At 59.5% G+C, this 16,401-nt stretch carries 13 protein-coding genes; 9 read left to right on the plus strand and 4 right to left on the minus strand.

Annotation, left to right across the window (positions count from 1 at the left end; genetic code table 11):
* Positions 1 to 45 precede the first annotated feature (45 nt).
* On the plus strand, positions 46 to 684 hold the full coding sequence (locus tag AC4PS6_RS12015; RefSeq protein ID WP_014719289.1) for a LysE family translocator: 639 nt from the start codon (positions 46 to 48) through the stop codon (positions 682 to 684).
* On the opposite strand, the gene AC4PS6_RS12020 is transcribed toward AC4PS6_RS12015, so the two are convergent.
* Together AC4PS6_RS12020 and uraH are read right to left on the minus strand one after the other, a co-directional pair.
* Positions 668 to 5,953 (minus strand): dermonecrotic toxin domain-containing protein, encoded by a 5,286-nt coding sequence (locus tag AC4PS6_RS12020; RefSeq protein ID WP_492180845.1) that lies wholly within the window; start codon positions 5,951 to 5,953, stop codon positions 668 to 670. The genes AC4PS6_RS12015 and AC4PS6_RS12020 overlap by 17 nt on opposite strands.
* 148 nt (positions 5,954 to 6,101) lie before the next feature.
* Positions 6,102 to 6,455 carry a hydroxyisourate hydrolase gene (uraH, locus tag AC4PS6_RS12025; protein ID WP_014719291.1) on the minus strand — a complete coding sequence of 118 codons (354 nt, stop codon included), beginning with the start codon at positions 6,453 to 6,455 and terminating at the stop codon, positions 6,102 to 6,104.
* 441 nt (positions 6,456 to 6,896) lie between these two features.
* On the opposite strand from uraH, the gene puuE reads away from it, so the two are divergent.
* The 8 genes from puuE to AC4PS6_RS12065 all read left to right on the plus strand — a co-directional run bounded on the left by puuE (position 6,897) and on the right by AC4PS6_RS12065 (position 14,107).
* Positions 6,897 to 7,823, plus strand: coding sequence for an allantoinase PuuE (puuE, locus tag AC4PS6_RS12030; RefSeq protein WP_014719292.1), 927 nt, complete (start codon positions 6,897 to 6,899; stop codon positions 7,821 to 7,823).
* On the plus strand, positions 7,820 to 8,335 hold the full coding sequence (uraD, locus tag AC4PS6_RS12035) for a 2-oxo-4-hydroxy-4-carboxy-5-ureidoimidazoline decarboxylase (protein WP_057011741.1): 516 nt from the start codon (positions 7,820 to 7,822) through the stop codon (positions 8,333 to 8,335). Before puuE ends, uraD begins: the two co-directional genes overlap by 4 nt.
* 41 nt (positions 8,336 to 8,376) lie before the next feature.
* A complete protein-coding gene (gene alc, locus AC4PS6_RS12040) occupies positions 8,377 to 9,372 on the plus strand; it encodes an allantoicase (protein ID WP_014719294.1) in 996 nt (331 codons plus the stop codon).
* 135 nt (positions 9,373 to 9,507) lie between these two features.
* Positions 9,508 to 10,011: an ureidoglycolate lyase gene (locus AC4PS6_RS12045; protein ID WP_014719295.1), complete on the plus strand. Its 504-nt coding sequence runs from the start codon at positions 9,508 to 9,510 to the stop codon at positions 10,009 to 10,011.
* A 51-nt stretch (positions 10,012 to 10,062) separates the two neighbouring features.
* Complete coding sequence (locus AC4PS6_RS12050) at positions 10,063 to 11,346, plus strand: urate hydroxylase PuuD (RefSeq protein WP_003192825.1); 1,284 nt, start codon at positions 10,063 to 10,065, stop codon at positions 11,344 to 11,346.
* A gap of 195 nt (positions 11,347 to 11,541) precedes the next feature.
* Positions 11,542 to 12,885, plus strand: a complete 1,344-nt coding sequence (locus AC4PS6_RS12055; protein WP_014719296.1) for a nucleobase:cation symporter-2 family protein — start codon at positions 11,542 to 11,544, stop codon at positions 12,883 to 12,885.
* A 44-nt stretch (positions 12,886 to 12,929) separates the two neighbouring features.
* Entirely contained in the window at positions 12,930 to 13,298 is a 369-nt protein-coding gene (locus AC4PS6_RS12060; protein WP_130175205.1) for a hypothetical protein, read from the plus strand.
* Positions 13,299 to 13,321: 23 nt separating this feature from the next.
* Positions 13,322 to 14,107: an outer membrane protein OmpK gene (locus tag AC4PS6_RS12065; RefSeq protein ID WP_003192827.1), complete on the plus strand. Its 786-nt coding sequence runs from the start codon at positions 13,322 to 13,324 to the stop codon at positions 14,105 to 14,107.
* A gap of 108 nt (positions 14,108 to 14,215) precedes the next feature.
* On the opposite strand, the gene AC4PS6_RS12070 is transcribed toward AC4PS6_RS12065, so the two are convergent.
* Positions 14,216 to 15,364, minus strand: coding sequence for a patatin-like phospholipase family protein (locus AC4PS6_RS12070; protein WP_336827300.1), 1,149 nt, complete (start codon positions 15,362 to 15,364; stop codon positions 14,216 to 14,218).
* A gap of 30 nt (positions 15,365 to 15,394) precedes the next feature.
* On the minus strand, positions 15,395 to 16,330 hold the full coding sequence (locus AC4PS6_RS12075; protein WP_019818602.1) for a lipid A biosynthesis lauroyl acyltransferase: 936 nt from the start codon (positions 16,328 to 16,330) through the stop codon (positions 15,395 to 15,397).
* Between the last annotated feature and the right edge of the window lie 71 nt (positions 16,331 to 16,401).

The raw sequence follows: 16,401 nt of genomic DNA on the forward strand, positions 1-16,401 counted from the left end.
GCCTCACCTTCGGGTGAGGCTTTTGCATGAAAGGGAGGAATGTAAATGACCTTGGAAACCTGGCTGCTGTTCAGCGGCGCTGCGCTGGTGGTGATCCTGATCCCCGGCCCGCTCTCATTGCTGATGATCAGCAACAGCCTTAACTATGGCCTGCGCCGCTCGTACCCGGCGTTTCTCGGTGGTGTGTTTGCCTCGATCTGCCTGTTGAGCGCCTCGGCCCTGGGCCTGGGCGCGCTGTTACTGGCGTCCGAACAACTGTTCAGCGCGCTCAAAATTGTCGGCGCACTCTACCTGTTCTACCTGGCGTGGCAGAGCTGGCAGCAATCGCGCCTGCCCAATGCAGGCGCTGAAGTTCCGCACGCTGCGCCAGTACCACGCTTTCGTGCATTGTTTGGCCGGGCTTTTGTACTGGGCGCAAGCAACCCCAAGGACATCCTGTTTTTCGCTGCCTTCCTGCCACAATTTCTCAGCAGCCAGCAACCGTTCCTGCCGCAGTTGCTGGTCATGATCGTCACCTGGACGCTGCTTGATCTGCTGTGCAAGTTGGCTTACGGCTTGGGCGCCCATGGCGCTGCGCGCTATTTGCGCAGCGGCTCGGGCCAGAGCTGGTTCAATCGGATCAGTGCCGCACTGTTTGGTGGCGCCGCAGCAGCGGCACTCGTCAACGCTAGGGGGCCAATTTGACGAAGTAGACGCTGGGGTTCAGATTGCCCTTCGTCGCCCATTGGATACCCGCCACGATCCGCACCAAGCGCTGTTCTTGCAGCGCGCTGTCGACCGCTTTCAATAGAAGAGAGTCGGGGTGTAATTTAATTGCGAACCGAATCCACTTGTCCGTCAGCTTGGTTCTCAATGTCATTCGCCCCGTCTCAAGCCATTGATAGGCGACATAGTAAATTTTGTTCGAATGGCGATGCGTCACAACTGATTCGTGGCTGAACTCTCCAGCGGTTGTCCCCTGCCGCCGCAAAGACAAATCCTGGACGGCGAAGCCCTGCTGCTCCAGCACGGTTCTGACGGCAGAGCGCTCTGCCTCGAGCCGCTGCGTCCTGACCGGTGTGACACCAAATTGAAGGCGCGGATCCAACGGGTGAGGCGGCGTGAAGTCAACACGCGTGAAGCCTGGCGCCTTGCCATCGTACCCGATGTACACCATTTCTTTGCGCCGCTCATTGGGCCGCAACATCTGTAGCAAATCATCCGTCTGGCCAACACGGCCATTTACAGCAAGCAACCACTTGTCGAGCGTGGCGCGAATATTCAGTAAATGACTGGCCGTTGCCAGTTGTGGCGGCCCCGATAACTCAATCAGCCTGGCGACTGCCAGCGCTTGGCTTGTATTTGTGAGGGTGGGAAAAGCACTGCCCACATAGCGCTCCAGTGGCCTGTCGAACAGCGGCGCATGCAGCTGCCACTCGCCCGCCGAAGTGCGTGATACCGGAATGGGCTGATCGTTGATTGCCGTACTTGTCCAGCGCTCAATATCAGTGCGAGCCAATGAAACCTGCTGCGTATCCCTGGTAATAAACGCAATGTCGGTCAATGGCGCCTGATCCCCCGTGTCCAGTAGCCTGTAATATCCGATTCCCGATCCAGCGCTCGGTGTGTCATACCTCGCGCCGATATAGATGGCATTGTAGAAGGCTCCTTGAGGAGTCGATTGCACACGTAAAACGCCAGGTATCGATGAGTCCGACAGCTCAATGGCCTGGGCTCGGATACGCCAATCGAACCAGTGGGTGGCGACCGTTGAGGACTGGACAATGGTGCTTTGTGTAGCAGAACGCACAGTCGGTGGGAACCAATCCCGTAGCGCCTCTACTTCTACGCGCCAGGGGTTGAGCACCCCCGAGCTGGGCCCCGGTTGAGGGTCGCCCGAGCCCAACAAGCGTTCACCGGGCTGATCGATGTGCAAGATCAACTCGTCTTCGCCCGGCTGCCGGGTATTTTTGAGTCGAAATACCTGTTCGTTTTCGCGCTGGTAAATCGGGTAATGGTGCGTATCGTCTGTCAGAAACAGCTCACCCTTTTTGACATGGATCCCCTTTTTGCCCGGGCCTTTCAGCGCCACGGCGTCGTCAGCAATCGCCTTGATTTTGAACCGGTCGAACACCTTGAGCTGAGTTACAACGGGCACCTTCACGCGCGAAAGGCTATCGCGCACGGCCATGCGCATGCGGTGTATGCGTGCCAGTAAAGCCCTCGGCGCAGGACGCGTCACCTTGGCCACAGCACTGCCGCGCCCCTTGGGCCCCGGTATAAAGTTTGTCAGCAGGTCAGCCGCCATAAACGCACTCATAAAACCCACGTCAACGGCATCATGAGGGTCCCCATAGCGATGAAAGCGCCGCGCCACAAGCAGCAACTCGTAGGCATCATTGAACATCCCGAATAACGGAGAAAAAAAAGCGATCAACCGGCGCCTGCGTGTCTCGCCCTGCTCGCCCAGCCGACGGGTGCGATACTCATCCAGCGCTTTGCCGGAATGGCTGGCTGCCTGGGTCTGACGTTTCAACTCCAGCACCGGGGCGTCGTAAAGCAATGCCTGGGCATCACTGTGGGACGTGGGGACAATTGCCAGCCAAGCCTCAGGTTCACTGGCAATCTGCTCAAGGATTACCTGCTCAACCTCATCCGGCAGCACCGTCGGCTCCAAGTGCTTGATACCGAAGGAGCGAACAAACTCAACCGCTTGCCATATCCCTTTGACCATGGCAAACGCAGGTATAGCGTCCAGGTAACTGACGGCAGCACCGAGCCTATCGACCCTGACCGGGTGATGGGTAATTGCCTGAAATGCCCAGCCGGGTGCGATCTGCCTCGCCAGCATCTGGGTGTTTTCAGGCCGTGCGCCAAGGCGGTTCAATGCATCCTGGGCTTGTTGCAAACTGCAGTACTCGGTGAGAACCAACGCGGGCGAAGCATTCGGCCAATAGATCACGCAATGCCCCGACCGCAGGTCTCGCACGATCACCAGGCCCGCGATATAGCGGTCATGCTGCATCGTGTGGCCCACTAAATGAAGCACATGCAGTTGCAGCTCATGTTGGTTTTTCAACAAGTCTTGCGGCGTTCGTGCGGCCATCGCCGTGGTGAAGATACTTTGCGCGGTTGCCGTCAAGCCTTGTTGCGTGGCCAACAACAGATGTTGCTCAGTGCCGGCAAGCAACGTCCGGTTCAGTAACTCGGGAATGCGCCCTTTGCTGAGCGTGTGGAGGGTATCGCCAGGCGGGTAAAAAACCTGGTTGATCAACGCGTCGTACTGACCGCCGACATCCAGCGAGGAAATCGTACGGATCAAGTAAGCGGCATTCAGTTGATTTTTCCATTCAGGTTGCAAATAGCGGGCGCGATTGAGTCGCCACTGCGTCCAGGGCGCCAGTGGGTCCAGGTTATGCTGCGCCAGTTGTAACAGGCTGTAGGTGGTGCGCTTCAGGGTCGGGGTAAGTTTTATGGCGCGGTCGCCAATGGCACAACCGCTTGTCCATCCACAATAACTGCCTTGAACATCATCGGGCATATCAATGAAGGGCTGGTCGATATCAAACTGCGCAGGTATGCCGTCCAACCGCAAGCGATCGATCAGGGCACGGCGAGCGAAGGTTTCCAGACCGGGCAACTGGTCTTCAAGCCTTGTCTTGAATGCAAAAGTACTGCTCAGGTAAAAGCGCTGCGATCGCCTGAACTTCTTACGCTGGTAACGGGATGCGTGCTCCAGCCAAGCTGGCAGTTTCTTCGCTTGCAGTGCGGTTTTGCGCAACAACTCGACATTGGCCTGGGCGCGGCTCTGGGCGTCACTGACAGGTGCCTTGAGCTGCTCTTGCAGTTCTGCCAGCAGCAAGGCGCGACTTATTTGCGCATCTTTCACGCCGTTGAATATGCGCGTGATGTCTTCTGTGCTGTTGTGCAGGCGCTGATAACACCCAAGCAATGTCTTGATCGCAGCCAGGGCGGGCTTGCCATTAATCGGTACGTAGCGCACAGCCAGCGTTCCACGCGCCGCGTGTGAGCGCAAGTCGTTACGCTTGTCGTGCTCGACATAGTCCCACAGCGCGCTGCGATCCCAACTATCAAGGCTGGCTTTGATACTTCGGGTCAGGGCGTCCAGTCCGGAAAACCCCTGCACCCCACCTTCCGCTCCGAAACCGCACAGGACTACCGCATGCTGGCGCCGCGGCACCCGTACCGCCGCCGCCGTAGTCACCACCCACATGTTATGGAGCGGATAGAAGGCATCAGGGTCATTGCCAATCGCAATTGACAGCACTCGGGTTTGACTGTCTGGACGTTTTGACGGCAAAGGCTGATCGAGCACTTCGATGATCAGGTCCCGATGCGCGGTGCTTATCAACTTGAGTCGATGCTGCAATTGCACCTCACAGCGTAGCGCCTCAGTCTGGGCGTCAAGAAACAACGTGCCGCGCCTGAGCGTACCCTTTCCACCAGGGCGCTCAGCCCAAAATGCCACCTCGAACAGCCGTTGCTGGGCATCCTGCACCCACCTGTCCATCGTTTGGGCATGGGCGTTGAGCTGGGATACCAGCGATACAAATGCCTGGTATGCGGGCGTATCGTTACTCAAATCATCGGGATCGAGCAACGCAACCAGCCCTTTTTCGTAGCGTTTGATCCGGTGTTCTACGGTGTATTCGGCCAAGCCTGGCGCAGTGCTGCCAAAGATTATTTCGGCGTGTCGTCGTTGCTGGTCCCATTTGAGCAACTGCTCTCGAAGCGGGCCAAGTCGGGCCCCGCCAATCAACTGCTGCCGGTTACGCTCCACTCGTGCGAGAACAACTGCTGACTCCAGAGGCTGTGACGTTCCGGCGGCAAACACATGGGCGTGGTTGCTTTTTACCGTACACGCCAATTCATTGGCCCATTGCCCTTCCAACAACGCCTGCGCGCTTGACGCCAGCGCATCCTCCATAAGCTCCACGCCTCGAGAGACAGTGGATACCGAGGAGAACGTTGCAGGTGGAAGCAACACAGAGCGACGACTTAATGGCAAACATTGCCAGAGCTCGTGTAGACGAGTCCTGCCCAGCGCCTGCACGCCGCACGCCAGGGCGACGAAAGACGGGTACTCGTAAAAATTGCGAGCCACACCCGGTAAATAGACAACATGAGGCACATCATCGGGATCGCCCTCACGATAGAAATGCAACGCGCCCGCAATAGCCACCGCAGGGTTACCCGGCCACATCAACGGGCCTACTCGCACATCGGCCCACTGTCCGCCCGCACGCAGGCGTGCTTCAGCGGTTGGTGCATCGATCACGGCCTGAACCATGGCCAATCCAGCCCGTGATAGCTCGTTCAGTTGCCTGGCAATAAAGGCCCGGTCAGCAAAAAGCGCCTGGTGCAGCTCGATCCAACGCTCCCGGCGTGTGAGCCAGGAGCCGTACTCCAGCGCGTCCCAATATTGATTGGCTGCGCGACCCAACCGCTCAAACAGCCCCAACGCGATAACCCGCCGCAGCGCTTCCAGCGGTGTATAGGGCAACCGACGGTCAGGCGCGCCCTTGACGCTGAGGAGGGTGTATTGATTGATATTGAAAGGCACCGAAGGGCGGACCAGCAGCAACAACGCACGATCAGTCAAGGTGTCGACTTTCTGCGGTAAACGCGGAGGCATGGGTTCGGTGAAGAGCAGACTGTCCGGGTCAATCTCGAACGCCTTCTGCAACTGGGCGCGGATCACCTTCAAGATCCTGGGTGAGCGCCCTATCAGGCGTGTGAGCGCCCGTGTCGACTCGCGGCATCTCGCGTCGGCCAGCCCGATCTGATTGATCAGGCGGCTGGGATGGGGATAGGCGTTGATCCGTTCTCGCAACGGAGTGCGTAGGGCCTGTAAATCGGCATCGACGAAAAAGGGCGGCGCGTCCTCCTCAAGGGTGTCGTCAGGGTCACTGGAGGGCGCTGTAACGCCGAGCTGATCAGGGGGCAAGGTCATGGTGTTTTCTTCTCTATGCACTGAGGAAAAACCAGCCTAGGGCCCATCAATGAGCAAGAGGGGCTAGATAGTTGAGCGAAAAAAAGCCCGCAGTGTGCGCGGGCGAAACCAACGAAGAGCATTTGGGGGTGTGAAGCGAGGTGACGACTCAGCTACCGCGATAAGTGGAGTAGCTGTAAGGCGAAATCAGCAGAGGCACGTGGTAGTGGTCTTGCTCGGCACTGATACCAAAGCGCAACACCACCACGTCGAGGAAGGCAGGTTCAGGCAATTGCACACCGCGGGCACGGTAGTAATCACCGGCGCTGAACTGCAGTTGGTACACGCCGCTGCGGTAGTCGTCGCCTTGCAGCAGCGGCGCGTCGCAACGACCGTCTCCGTTGGTAGTGGCGGTAGCGACGAGCTCAAGCTGCGTGCCTTCGACACGGTAGAGCTCAACCTTGATTGCGCTGCCAGGGCAGCCGTGTGCAGCGTCCAAAACGTGTGTGGTCAAACGTCCCATGGCTTCTATGCGCCTCCGGAAGTCAGTGATTGAGAAACCCGCACCTTTTCAGAGCGTTGAAAAAGCCGGCGATGACCGATTAAGACACTTTTTATGAAAATTGTACACAATAAATTCCACAGCCTTCCAATCCCCTGTAGGAGCGAGATTGCTCGCGAAAAACGCCAACGATAACGCGGGCTCCCAGGATGAAAAGTGGCGCCCTCAGGTTATTCGCGAGCAAGCTCGCTCCTACAGTGGGCTTTTTGATCTTAACCTGACCATTCAGGCAAGTTTCTTGCAGAGACCCGTAGAGAGCCCGTTCAGAAAAAATGCAGAAATGCAGGCTTACAAAGTTCGCGATAAGTTGTATACAATCACTCATCGCTGTGACGCCACTCAGTCATTCCACTGCCCGGACGCCACACACACCTGCTACCACGAACAAGAAGGAAGACTGCAGTGAGCGCTGACTACCCACGCGACCTGATCGGTTACGGCAGTAACCCTCCTCACCCCCACTGGCCGGGCAAGGCACGCATTGCGCTGTCGTTCGTACTCAACTACGAAGAAGGCGGCGAGCGCAATATCCTGCATGGCGACAAAGAGTCCGAAGCCTTCCTTTCGGAAATGGTCTCGGCCCAACCGCTGCAAGGCGAGCGCAACATGAGCATGGAGTCGCTGTATGAGTACGGCAGCCGTGCCGGTGTGTGGCGCATCCTCAAGTTGTTCAAAGAGTTCGACATCCCGCTGACCATCTTCGCCGTGGCCATGGCCGCCCAGCGGCATCCGGACGTGATCCGCGCCATGGTCGCCGCCGGCCACGAGATTTGCAGCCACGGCTACCGCTGGATCGACTACCAGTACATGGACGAGGCTCAGGAGCGCGAGCACATGCTCGAAGCCATCCGCATCCTCACCGAACTCACCGGTGAACGCCCACTGGGCTGGTACACCGGCCGCACCGGCCCCAACACCCGTCGCCTGGTGATGGAGGAAGGTGGCTTTCTGTACGACTGCGACACCTACGACGACGACCTGCCCTACTGGGAACCCAACACCCCCAACGGCAAGCCGCACCTGGTGATCCCCTATACCCTGGACACCAACGACATGCGCTTCACCCAAGTGCAGGGCTTCAACAAGGGCGACGACTTTTTCGAATACCTCAAGGACGCCTTCGACGTGCTGTATGCCGAAGGTGCCGAAGCGCCAAAGATGCTGTCCATCGGCCTGCATTGCCGCCTGATCGGCCGCCCGGCACGCCTGGCCTCGCTCAAGCGCTTCATTGAATACGTCAAAGGCCATGACCAGGTGTGGTTCACCCGCCGCGTGGACATCGCCCGTCACTGGCACCAAACCCACCCTTTCCCGGGAGCGGCGAAATGACTGCGTTCCAGACCCTGAAACCTTCGACCTTGAGCCGCGACGCCTTCGTCCAGGCCTTTGCCGATATCTACGAACACTCGCCATGGGTGGCCGAAAAGGCCTTCGACCTGGGCCAGGACGCGTCGATCGACCAGATCGAAACCCTGCACCAGCGCATGAGCGATATCCTGTTGAGTGCTGATCACGCCTCGCAACTGGCGCTGATCAATGCTCACCCGGACCTGGCCGGAAAAGCTGCCGTCCAGGGCCAACTGACCCAAGCCAGCACCGATGAACAAGCGGGCGCGGGTATTCACCAATGCACGGCCGAAGAGTTTTCTCGCTTCACCGAGCTGAACGAGGCCTACAAAGCCAAGTTCAAGTTTCCCTTCATCATGGCGGTAAAAGGCAGCAACCGGCATCAGATCCTCGCCGCGTTCGAAACGCGCATCCACAATTCGGTAGACACCGAGTTCAAGTGCGCGCTGGACGAGATCAACAAGATCGCGTTGTTCCGTTTACTGACCCTCTAGCAGTCCATCCCCAGCCACTCTATCTAAGGCAGACAAGAAGAATGAAAGCTTACGCCGTACCTTTCGAAAAGTTCGTCAACCTGGCCGACGCCCGCCTGGGCACCAAGATCATCTCGGTGACCGATGACTGGTTCGCTGACGCCAACCGCCTGTTCCAGCCGACCCCGGCCGTGTGGAAGGAGGGCGTTTTCGATGACAACGGCAAGTGGATGGACGGCTGGGAGTCACGCCGCAAGCGCTTCGAAGGCTACGACAGTGCGGTGATCCGCCTGGGCGTGCCGGGTTCGATCAAAGGCGTGGACATCGACACTTCATTCTTCACCGGCAACTTCCCGCCGTCGGCTTCCCTGGAAGCCTGCTTCCTGGCCTCGGGCGAGCCGGATGCCAACACCCAGTGGGTGGAAGTGCTGTCAGCCGTCGAGCTGCAAGGCAACAGCCACCACTACCACGAGATCAACAACGACCAGGCGTTCAGCCACCTGCGCTTCAACATCTACCCGGATGGCGGCGTGGCCCGTCTGCGTGTGTACGGCGTGCCGTTCCGCGACTGGTCTTCGGTGGGCGACAACGAACAGGTCGACCTGGCTGCCGCGCTCAATGGCGGTCGTGCCCTGGCCTGCTCCGATGAACACTTCGGCCGCATGAGCAACATCCTCAACCCGGGCCGTGGCATCAACATGGGCGATGGCTGGGAAACCGCGCGTCGTCGTACACCGGGCAATGACTGGGTGATCGTCGCCTTGGGCCACCCGGGCGAGATCGAGAAAATCGTGGTCGACACCCTGCACTTCAAGGGCAACTACCCGGATACCTGCTCGATCCAGGGCGCTTTCGTGAAAGGCGGCACCGACAGCCAGATCGAAACCCAGTCGCTGTTCTGGCGCGAACTGCTGCCGGCGCAGAAGCTGGAAATGCACGCCGAACACACCTTCGCCGAGCAGATCAAGGCGCTGGGGCCGATTACCCACATCCGCCTGAATGTGTTCCCGGATGGTGGTGTGAGTCGCCTGCGTGTCCTGGGCAAAGTCTCGAAATAACACCCGATCGTCCCCACGCTCTGCGTGGGGACGCATCCCGTGACGCTCCGCGTCACACAGCGGACGCAGAGCGTCCAGGGCAGCGTTCCCACGCAGAGCGTGGGAACGATCTATAGACAAGATAAGAAGACAGCCATGCGCACACTGATGATCGAACCCCTGACCAAAGAAGCCTTCGCCCCTTTCGGAGACGTTATCGAAACCGATGGCAGCGATCACTTCATGATCAACAACGGGTCGACCATGCGCTTTCACAAACTGGCCACGGTCGACACCGCGAAGCCGGAAGACCACGCCATCATCAGCATCTTCCGCGCCGACGCGCAGGACATGCCGCTGACCGTGTGCATGCTGGAGAGACACCCGCTGGGCAGCCAGGCTTTCATTCCGCTGCTCGGCAACCCCTTTCTGATCGTGGTCGCGCCACTTGGCGATGAACCTGTATCGGGCTTGGTCCGCGCCTTCGTCACCAACGGCAGGCAGGGCATTAATTACCATCGCGGCGTCTGGCACCACCCGGTGCTGACGATCGAAAAGCGGGATGACTTCCTGGTGGTTGATCGCAGTGGCACAGGCAATAACTGCGATGAGCATTTTTTCAAAGAGGATGAGCGTTTGATCCTCGCCCCCCACCAATAAGAGAAGGTCTGATCACCCGACAACAAGGGTGACAGGCGAGAGGTAAAGACTGTGGAAGCACATCTGTTGGAATGGCTGAACCTGAGCGTGCGCTGGGTTCACATGATCACTGGCGTCGCCTGGATCGGCGCTTCTTTCTACTTCGTCTGGCTGGAAAACAACCTTAATCGCGTCAACCCCAAGAACGGCCTGGCCGGTGACTTGTGGGCGATCCACGGTGGCGGTATCTACCACCTGGAAAAATACAAACTGGCCCCGCCGACCATGCCGGACAACCTGCACTGGTTCAAATGGGAAGCCTATTTCACCTGGATGTCAGGCGTCGCGCTGCTGTGCGTGGTGTTCTACCTCAACCCGACGCTGTACTTGCTCGCCCCCGGCAGCAGCCTCAGCGGCACCGAAGGCGTATTGCTGGGCATCGGTTCACTGTTCGCCGGCTGGTTTATCTACTCCTTCCTGTGCGATTCGGCCCTGGGCAAACGCCCTGCCCTGCTCGGCTTGATCCTGTTTGTGCTGTTGATTGCGGCGGCCTACGGCTTCAGCAAGGTGTTCAGCGGCCGTGGCGCCTACCTGCATGTGGGCGCGGTGATCGGCACGATCATGGTCGGTAACGTGTTCCGCATCATCATGCCCGCCCAGCGTGCGCTGGTGGCGGCCATCGCCGAGAACCGCACACCGGACCCGGCGCTGCCGGCCAAGGGTTTGCTGCGCTCACGGCATAACAACTACTTCACCTTGCCGGTGCTGTTCATCATGATCAGCAACCACTTCCCGAGCACCTATGGCAGCCAATACAACTGGCTGATCCTGGCCGGGATCGCGGTGGCAGCAGTGTTGGTGCGCCATTACTTCAACACCCGGCATGACAGCCAGAAGTATGCGTGGACCTTGCCGGTGGGCGCGTTGGCAATGATCAGCCTGGCCTACGTGACCGGGCCCAAGCCGGCTGAACCGATTGCCAAGGCACCGGCGGCGATTGAGTATCAGCCGCTGCCGGAAACCGCCTTGGGCGGTGGCTTGAAACCCGCCGCGCCTGCCGCACCCGCCGCTGAACCGGCACCAGCCCAGGCCACCACGGACTTCGGTCAGGTGCACCACGTGATCGAGCAACGCTGCACCGTGTGCCATTCGGCCAAGCCCACCAGCCCGCTGTTCAGCACCGCTCCGGCTGGGGTGATGTTCGACACACCGGCACAGATCCAGCAGCAGGCGGCGCGCATTCAAGCGCAGGCCGTGGCCAGCCAGATCATGCCGCTGGGCAACATTACCCAGATGACCCAGCAGGAAAGGGATTTGATTGGCACCTGGATCAATCAGGGGGCCCGCACCAACTGACTGTTTCACACAGGACCAATGTGGGAGCTGGCTTGCCTGCGATAGCGGCAGATCACCAACATTTTCGGTGACTGACACACCGCCATCGCAGGCAAGCCAGCTCCCACAAGGGAGATCAGTGATGGTTTGAAGATTAAGTTTCATCCGGCAATTGAATGCCAAACAACACAAAAATAAAAAGATTCGAGGTGTTGCATGTCCCAGTTAGAAACGCAGACTCCTGCCGCGCCCGCCATGGTGCGGCTGCCCCTCTTGCAATTGATCCTGGTAGGCCTGCAACACGTCTTGCTGATGTACGGCGGTGCCGTCGCCGTGCCCCTGATCATTGGCCAGGCCGCCGGCTTGAGCCGTGAAGAAATCGCCTTTCTGATCAACGCCGACCTGCTGGTGGCTGGTATCGCCACCATGGTGCAGTCGTTCGGCATCGGCCCCATGGGCATCCGCATGCCGGTGATGATGGGCGCCAGTTTTGCCGCCGTGGGCAGCATGGTCGCCATGGCCGGCATGCCCGGCATCGGTTTGCAGGGCATCTTCGGCGCGACCATCGCCGCCGGGTTCTTCGGCATGCTTATCGCACCGTTCATGTCCAAGGTAGTGCGCTTTTTCCCGCCGCTGGTGACCGGCACGGTGATCACCGCCATCGGCCTTTCGCTGTTTCCCGTGGCGGTGAACTGGGCCGGCGGAGGCAGCGCCGCCGCCACGTTTGGCTCGCCGGTCTACCTGGCGATTGCCGCCCTGGTGCTGGGCACTATCTTGCTGATCAACCGCTTCATGCGCGGCTTCTGGGTGAACATCTCGGTGCTGATCGGCATGGGCCTGGGTTACGCCCTGTGTGGTGTGATCGGCATGGTCGACCTCAGTGGCCTGGCCCAGGCGCCGTGGGTGCAGGTGGTGACGCCGTTGCACTTTGGCATGCCCACGTTCGAGTTGGCACCGATCCTGTCGATGTGCCTGGTGGTGGTGATCATTTTTGTCGAGTCCACCGGCATGTTCCTCGCCCTGGGCAAGATCACCGGCCAGGAGGTCACGCCGAAGATGCTGCGACGCGGCCTGTTGTGTGATGCCGGCGCGTCGTTCTTTGCCGGCTTCTTCAACACCTTTACCCACTCCTCCTTCGCGCAGAATATCGGCCTGGTGCAGATGACCGGCGTGCGCTGCCGCTCGGTCACGCTCATGGCCGGCGCGTTCTTGATCGTGCTCAGCCTGTTACCCAAGGCGGCCTATCTGGTGGCATCGATTCCACCTGCGGTACTCGGCGGCGCGGCGATTGCGATGTTCGGGATGGTGGCGGCAACCGGGATCAAGATTCTGCAGGAAGCCGACATCGCCGACCGCCGTAACCAGTTGCTGGTGGCGGTGAGCATCGGCATGGGCCTGATCCCCGTGGTACGCCCGGAGTTCTTCGCACAACTGCCGTTGTGGATGAGCCCGATTACCCACAGCGGCATCGCCATGGCCACCCTCAGCGCGCTGTCGCTGAACATCCTGTTCAACATTCTCGGCGGCGCTGAGCGCCCCGAAGTCGCACATACGCATTGATTCCTTTGTTAGTACAAAAATAACAACAAACAGGGAACCCCCACATGCACAACCTTGACATGGGGCCGGCCACACGCCGCGCCCCATTCTTGCCCCTCGCGCTCTGTTACAGCGCACTTGAGCCCAGGCCTGGGAGCCAGTATTCTCCGCGCCCGCTCGAATCGACTCAAAAAAAAACAGCGAATGTAAAAGCTGACCTCAAGGCCAACTTATCCCGGCCTGATGTTTGCTGCCAAAGTGCACAAAAGTCCCCTGAATTCGACTGCATCCGCTGCAGCCGACGGGGATTTTTTGGCTTTTTCAACACCTTGGCGCAGCTCTTGCTAAAAGCATCAAAGCTGACCGAACAGACGATTTTTGCAGCGAACCAAAAGGCGCCACACCAGAGCGCCTGCGTAGAAGAAAAACCATAAAATTTTAACTCGGGAGCAACCGAATGAAACCTATGTTCAAAGGCCTGATGCTGGCTGGATCACTGTTGGCCGGTGGCCAGGCCGTAGCCGGTGACTTGTTGCAATGGCAAAACAACAGCCTGACTTATCTGTGGGGCAAGAGCTTTACCGTCAACCCGCAGATCCAGCAAACCGTCACCTTCGAACATGCCGACGCATGGAAGTACGGCGACAACTTCTTCTTCCTCGACCGTATCTTTTACAACGGCAAGGAAGACGGCAATGTCGGCCCGAATACTTACTACGGCGAGTTCAGCCCGCGTTTGTCGTTCGGCAAGATCCTGGACAAGGACCTGTCGTTCGGCCCGATCAAGGACGTGCTGCTGGCCTTCACCTATGAGTTCGGCGAGGGCGATAACGAGTCCTACCTGCTGGGTCCGGCGTTCGACTTGAACATCCCCGGTTTCGACTACTTCCAGTTGAACTTCTACCAGCGCCAGACCGAGGGCAATCGCCCGGGTGACGGCGTGTGGCAGATCACTCCGGTCTGGTCGTACACCATTCCCGTGGGTAATTCCGACGTGCTGATCGACGGTTTCATGGACTGGGTGGTGGATAACGACAAGAACGCCCGCGGCACTTATCACGCCAACCTGCACTTCAACCCGCAGGTCAAATACGACTTGGGCAAGGCGCTGCATTGGGGCGACAAGCAGTTGTATGTGGGTTTTGAATACGACTACTGGAAGAACAAGTACGGGATTGAAGACAGCGGCGCCTTCAAGACAACCCAGGACACGGCAAGCTTCCTGGTCAAATACCACTTCTAAAGGTTGATCGCGGTTCCCTGTGGGAGCTGGCTTGCCTGCGATCGCGATGTGTCTGTGCCAGCAGTGTTGGCTGGCATACCGCTATCGCAGGCAAGCCAGCTCCCACATTCAGTTTGACGTCAGGCCGAGGAAACGAGTGATTTCTTCGCGCTTGGCCAGCGCATCCTTGCGCCCCAGTTCGATCAACTCGCTGCAATACCCCGCCTCGAACAACAGATAACTCAACACCCCTGCCCCGCTGGTCTTGGTCGCCCCCGGCCCGCGCAAAAACACACGCAACGCCGCCGGCAACTCCTGGCGATGTCGTGCGGCGATTTCATCGATGGGCTGGCTGGGGGCAATCACCAGCACCTCTACCGGTGCCAGGCCCTGCACCGCCGCATCCACAGGCACCACACGGCTGAACTGATTCAAGCGCTCCAGCAGCTCGATATCGCTTTCCAGGCTGTCAATGAACGTGCTGTTGAGCATATGCCCACCGATTTGCGCCAGGGTCGGTTGCTGGCCGGTGTAGGTGCGTTGCACCGAAGGTTCATTGCCCCGTGGGTTGCCGCTTACCCCCACCACCAACACGCGACTGGCGCCCAGGTGCAAGGCCGGGCTGATGGGCGCGGACTGGCGCACCGCACCGTCGCCGAAATACTCCTGACCGAGCTTGACCGGGGCAAACAGCAGCGGGATCGCCGAACTGGCCAGCAGGTGCTCCACCGTCAATTGGGTGGGCACGCCGATACGCCGATGACGCAACCAGGCATCGATGGTGCCGCCGCCCTGATAGAAAGTCACCGCTTGCCCGGACTCATAGCCAAACGCCGTCACCGCCACCGCCTGCAAATGCTGGCGACGGATCGCCTCGTCGATGCCGTCCAGGTTCAAGCGCTCTTGTAACAAGTCGCGCAGTGGCGAACTGTTGAGCAACGCCACCGGCACCTGGCTACCCAGGCCCAACAGGCTATGGATCAGGAAACGACTGGCCTGGCGCATCACCCCCGGCCAGTCACTGCGCAGCACCTGATGGCTGCGAAAGCCCTGCCAGAAGGCCGTCAGCCGTTGGATGGCTGCCGAAAAATCACTGGCGCCGCTGGCCAGGCTCACCGCATTGATCGCACCAGCCGAGGTGCCGACGATCACCGGAAAAGGATTCGCTGCCCCCGCAGGCAGCAATTCGGCAACCGCCGCCAGCACCCCCACCTGATACGCCGCTCGCGCCCCGCCGCCGGAAAGAATCAAGCCTGTGACCGGTTCAACTGGGCGCATTGCGTCACTCCATGTGAGAAAGGGTTGGGCTTATCGACGGCGCTTTTCGTACAACTTGGGCTCACCCGGCGGTCGGCTCTTGAAGCGGCGGTGGGTCCACAGGTATTGCTCGGGGCATGCGCGTACCGAGGCTTCGACCCACTGGTTGATGCGCAGGCAGTCGATTTCGTCGGTTTCACCCGGGAAGTCGGTCAGCGGCGCATGGATCACCAGGCGGTACCCGCTACCGTCAGCCAGGCGCTCCTGGGTAAACGGCACCACCAGCGCCTTGCCCAGGCGTGCGAACTTGCTGGTGGCGGTGACGGTAGCAGCCTGGATGCCAAACAACGGCACGAAGATGCTTTGCTTGGCGCCGTAGTCCTGGTCTGGCGCGTACCAGATGGCCCGGCCGGCGCGCAGCAGCTTGAGCATGCCGCGCACGTCGTCACGCTCCACGGCCAGGGAATCGAGGTTGTGGCGTTCACGACCACGGCGCTGGATAAAGTCGAACAGCGGGTTGCCGTGTTCGCGGTACATGCCGTCAATGGTGTGCTTCTGCCCCAGCAGCGCCGCGCCGATTTCCAGGGTGGTGAAGTGCAGCGCCATGAGGATCACGCCCTTGCCGTCCAACTGCGCCTGCGTGAGGTGCTCCAACCCTTCGACATGGGCCAGGCGCGCCAGGCGCGGCTTGGGCCACCACCAGCTCATGGCCATTTCAAAGAAGGCGATGCCGGTGGAAGCGAAGTTTTCCTTGAGCAGGCGTTTACGTTCCTTGGCGGATTTTTCCGGGAAGCACAGCTCAAGGTTGCGCGCCGCAATACGGCGACGATCGCCCGCCACGCGGTACATGCCCGCGCCCAGCAGGCGACCAATGTTCAACAGCGCCCGATACGGCAATTGAGTGACCAGCCACAGCAGGCCGAGCCCCAGCCATAGCAGCCAAAAACGCGGGTGAAGAAATACAGCTCGAAAACGCGGGCGATCCATTACAGATTCCGGTAAAGACAAGGGCCGCGCATTCTACAACGGTTCGACTCGGCTTGCGGCGAGTGAGTGTT

The sequence above is a fragment of the Pseudomonas sp. DW-iso17 genome (assembly GCF_058725345.1).